This is a genomic window from Kitasatospora sp. NPDC024654 (genome assembly GCF_055559155.1).
The window spans coordinates 90,783-95,296 of record NZ_JBVHLF010000001.1; the positions used below are offsets into that span (position 1 = coordinate 90,783).

Sequence of the window (4,514 nt, forward strand, 5' to 3'; positions counted from 1 at the left end):
GAAACAGCCCTCCCCTCTCCCCCCCCCTACCCCCCCACCCCCCCCACCCCCCCCCCCCCCCCCCCCCCCCTCCCCCCCCCCCCCCCCCCCCCCCCGCGTTCCGGCCCCGGTTGCCAACTGCCGTACGGGCGTGGGCCGCACCTGCCGGAGCACGCGCCGGGGGGCGCCACGCCAGGGGCTTGACCCTGGCCGGATGTGCTCACCCACTGCCCAGGGAGGTAGGGTCATGGGTGGTCGGGGACATCCCAATTCCAACCCCGTCGGCATAGCCCGGCGTACCTCAGAGGAGATCGGTTCGTGACGATCCGGGTAGGCATCAACGGATTCGGCCGCATTGGCCGCAACTTCTTCCGTGCGGTTAAGGCCCAGGGCGCGGACATCGAGATCGTCGGCGTCAACGACCTGACCGACACCAAGACCCTGGCTCACCTGCTCAAGTACGACTCCATCCTGGGCACCTTCCAGGGTGAGGTCTCGCACACCGCCGACAGCATCACGGTCGACGGCAAGACCTTCAAGGTCATCGCCGAGCGTGACCCGGCCAACCTCCCCTGGGGCGAGCTGGGCGCGGACGTCGTGATCGAGTCCACCGGCATCTTCACCAAGGCCGAGGCGGCTCGCAAGCACGTCACCGCCGGTGCCAAGAAGGTCATCATCTCGGCGCCCGCCACCGACGAGGACGTCACCATCGTGATGGGCGTCAACGACGACAAGTACGACGCCGAGAAGCACACCGTCATCTCCAACGCCTCCTGCACCACCAACTGCGTGGCGCCGCTGGCGAAGGTGCTGAACGAGAACTTCGGCATCGTCAAGGGCCTGATGACCACGGTCCACGCGTTCACCAACGACCAGGTCACCCTGGACTTCCCGCACAAGGACCTGCGCCGCGCCCGCGCCGCCTCGCTGAACATCATCCCGACCTCGACCGGTGCCGCCAAGGCCACCGCGCTGGTCCTGCCGGAGCTGAAGGGCAAGCTGGACGGCACCTCGCTGCGCGTCCCGGTCCCGACCGGTTCGATCACCGACCTGGTGGTCACCCTGGAGCGCGACGTCACCGTCGAGGAGGTCAACGCGGCCTTCCAGAAGGCCTCCGAGGGCAGCCTCAAGGGCATCCTGCAGTACACCGAGGACCCGATCGTCTCCTCCGACATCGTGAACTCGCCGTTCTCCACCATCTTCGACTCGCTGATGACCATGGTCCAGGGCAACCAGGTCAAGGTCTTCGGTTGGTACGACAACGAGTGGGGCTACTCGAACCGCCTCGTCAACCTGACCACCCTCGTCGGTGGCCAGCTCTGACACAGCGGGAGCTGACGTGATGTGAGAACCAGGGCCCGGACGGCGATGCCGCCTCCGGGCCCTGGTTCTGCCCACCCTCATCCCTCACGCTTTCCCCGGCGGCCCGGCGCTGTGCCGCCCTTCAGCGCCACCCCTCCCCAGGAGACCGAACCGTGAAGACCATCGACGACCTCGATGTGGCCGGCCAGCGGGTGTTCGTCCGCGCCGACCTGAACGTGCCGCTGTCCGGCGGCCGCATCACCGACGACGGCCGGATCCGTGCCGTCGCCCCGACCATCACCAAGCTGCTGGAGCGCGGCGCCAAGGTGATCGTCGCCTCCCACCTCGGCCGCCCCAAGGGTGAGCCGGACCCGCAGTACTCGCTCGCGCCGGTGGCCGTCCGCCTCGGCGAGATCCTCGGCAAGCCGGTCGCCTTCGCGACCGACACCGTGGGTGACAGCGCGAAGGCCACCGTCGCCGCCCTGGCCGACGGCGAGGTCACGTTGCTGGAGAACCTGCGCTTCAACGCCGGCGAGACCAGCAAGGACGACGCCGAGCGCGGCGCCTTCGCCGACCAGCTGGCGGCGCTGGCCGACCGTTACGTCGGCGACGGCTTCGGTGCCGTGCACCGCAAGCACGCCTCGGTCTACGACCTGCCGGCCCGGCTGCCGCACGCGGCCGGCCTGCTGATCGAGAAGGAGGTCGGCGTCCTCAAGAAGCTCACCGAGGACGTCGCCCGCCCGTACGTGGTGGTGCTCGGCGGGGCCAAGGTCTCCGACAAGCTCGCGGTGATCGACAACCTGCTGGGCAAGGCCGACAAGATCCTGGTCGGCGGCGGCATGGCGTACACCTTCCTCAAGGCACTGGGCCACGAGGTGGGCATCTCGCTGCTGCAGGAGGACCAGATCCCGGTCGTGCTGGAGTACCTGGAGCGGGCGAAGGCCAACAACGTCGAGTTCGTGCTCCCGGTGGACGTCGCGGTCTCCGCGCACTTCCCGGACACCAAGACGCACGCCCCGGTGCCGGACTACGAGGTGGTCGACGCGGACAAGATCCCGGCCACCAAGGAGGGCCTGGACATCGGCCCGAAGACCCGCGAGCTGTTCGCCGAGAAGCTGGCCGACGCGCGGACGGTGTTCTGGAACGGCCCGCTGGGCGTCTTCGAGCACCCGACCTTCGCCGAGGGCTGCAAGGCCGTCGCGCAGGCGCTGACCGACAGCGACGCGTTCACCGTGGTCGGCGGCGGCGACTCCGCCGCGGCCGTCCGCATCCTGGGCTTCGACGAGACGAAGTTCGGGCACATCTCGACCGGCGGTGGCGCGAGCCTGGAATACCTGGAGGGCAAGATCCTGCCCGGTCTCGCCGCACTGGAAGGCTGAACCTGTGAGTGACCGTCTCCCGCTGATGGCGGGCAACTGGAAGATGAACCTCAACCACCTCGAGGCCATCCAGCACACCCAGAAGCTGGCCTTCGCGCTGGCCGACAAGGACTACGAGGCCGTCGAGGTCGCGGTGCTGACCCCTTTCACCGACCTGCGCTCGGTGCAGACCCTGGTGGACGGCGACAAGCTGAAGATCAAGTACGGCGCCCAGGACATCTCGGCGCACGACTCCGGTGCCTACACCGGTGAGGTCTCCGGCCCGATGCTGGCCAAGCTCAAGTGCACCTACGCGGTGATCGGCCACTCGGAGCGCCGGCAGTACCACGGCGAGAACGAGGAGATCGTCAACGCCAAGGTCAAGGCCGCCTTCCGGAACGGCATCGTGCCGATCCTCTGCGTCGGCGAGCCGCTGGACATCCGCAAGGCCGGGACCCACGTCGAGTACACGCTGGCCCAGCTGGACGGCGCGCTGGCCGGGGTGCCGGCCGCGCACGCCGAGCAGATCGTCGTCGCCTACGAGCCGGTCTGGGCGATCGGCACCGGCGAGGTGGCCACCCCGGAGGACGCGCAGGAGGTCTGCGCCGCGATCCGGGCCCGGATCGCGGAGCTCTACGACGCCGAGCTGGCCGGCAAGGTCCGCGTGCTGTACGGCGGTTCGATGAAGGCGGCGAGCGCGCCGGGCCTGATGGCCAAGCCGGACATCGACGGCGGCCTGATCGGCGGTGCCTCGCTGGACGCCGACGAGTTCGTCAAGATCGTGCGGTACCGGGAGCAGGCGGTAGGCTAACGCCCCCGCGGCAACGTAGTCTTTGGGGCTGGACCGCCTTCTTCGGCGGTCCGGCCCCTTCGCCAATGAGCCAGTGAACGAGAGAGTTGGTCCCGTCGTGTTGGTTACCGGGTTCTCGATTGCCCTGATCATCTTCAGCCTGCTGATGATCCTTCTCGTGCTGCTGCACAAGGGCAAGGGTGGCGGCCTGTCCGACATGTTCGGCGGCGGCGCGATGTCGGCCGGCGGCGGTTCGGCCGTCGCGGAGCGCAACCTCGACCGCATCACGATCATCGTCGGCCTCTGCTGGTTCGCCTGCATCGTCGTGCTCGGGCTGCTCATCAAGACCAAGAGCTGACCGTCCCTCAAGCTTCGCAGGCGGTGCGGACAGATCCTTATCGGCTCCGTACACTGGGACAACTTGCCACCGTCCGCAGCGGGCGGCCGGTCGGCGGGAGTACGTGAGGCCGGTCCCCCCAGGGCACGGCCGGCAGCGCCTGGGCCGACCAGGCGGACAGCGGCACGCAGGGAGTCAGACCGTGGCAAGTGGCAACGCCATCCGTGGCAGCAGGGTCGGGGCCGGCCCGATGGGTGAGGCGGAGCGCGGCGAGTCCGCTCCGCGCAACCGGATCTCCTTCTGGTGCGCCAACAAGCACGAGACGCGCCCGAGCTTCGCCGCCGAGGCCGTCATCCCGGACACCTGGGACTGCCCGCGGTGCGGTTTCCCGGCCGGGCAGGACGAGCACAACCCGCCGGCGCCCTCGCGCAACGAGCCCTACAAGACGCACCTGGCGTACGTGCGCGAGCGGCGCACGGACGCGGACGGCGAGGCGATCCTCGCCGAGGCGCTGGCCAAGCTGCGCGGCGAGATCTGAGACGACGAGAACGGGCGCCCGACCCCCGAGGGGGGTCCGGCGCCCGTTGCTCTCCCATCAGGCCGAGGCCCTGGGCCCCTCCTGCTCGTCGGGGGGGGGGGGGGGGGGACCCCCCCCCCCCCCCCCGACCACGGGTGGGGGCGGGGCGGGGGCGTGCTCCTCTCCCATCTGTCCCCCCACCAAAACCTGGAGATGGTTTCGTCGCCTCCC

At 69.7% G+C, this 4,514-nt stretch carries 5 protein-coding genes; all 5 read left to right on the forward strand.

The window, feature by feature from the left end; genetic code table 11:
* Positions 1-297: 297 nt before the first annotated feature.
* The 5 genes from gap (at position 298) to ACZ38L_RS00395 (ending at position 4,304) form a co-directional block, all read left to right on the forward strand.
* Entirely contained in the window at positions 298-1,302 is a 1,005-nt protein-coding gene (gene gap, locus ACZ38L_RS00375) for a type I glyceraldehyde-3-phosphate dehydrogenase (RefSeq protein WP_396560108.1), read from the forward strand.
* Positions 1,303-1,454: 152 nt separating this feature from the next.
* The gene (locus ACZ38L_RS00380) at positions 1,455-2,660 is read left to right on the forward strand and encodes a phosphoglycerate kinase (RefSeq protein ID WP_465687737.1); all 1,206 of its coding nucleotides are present in this window, start codon (positions 1,455-1,457) and stop codon (positions 2,658-2,660) included.
* 4 nt (positions 2,661-2,664) lie between these two features.
* Positions 2,665-3,450 (forward strand): triose-phosphate isomerase, encoded by a 786-nt coding sequence (tpiA, locus tag ACZ38L_RS00385; protein ID WP_396560112.1) that lies wholly within the window; start codon positions 2,665-2,667, stop codon positions 3,448-3,450.
* A 100-nt stretch (positions 3,451-3,550) separates the two neighbouring features.
* On the forward strand, positions 3,551-3,787 hold the full coding sequence (gene secG, locus ACZ38L_RS00390; protein WP_396560697.1) for a preprotein translocase subunit SecG: 237 nt from the start codon (positions 3,551-3,553) through the stop codon (positions 3,785-3,787).
* A 181-nt stretch (positions 3,788-3,968) separates the two neighbouring features.
* The gene (locus ACZ38L_RS00395) at positions 3,969-4,304 is read left to right on the forward strand and encodes an RNA polymerase-binding protein RbpA (RefSeq protein ID WP_035841977.1); all 336 of its coding nucleotides are present in this window, start codon (positions 3,969-3,971) and stop codon (positions 4,302-4,304) included.
* Positions 4,305-4,514: the final 210 nt, after the last annotated feature.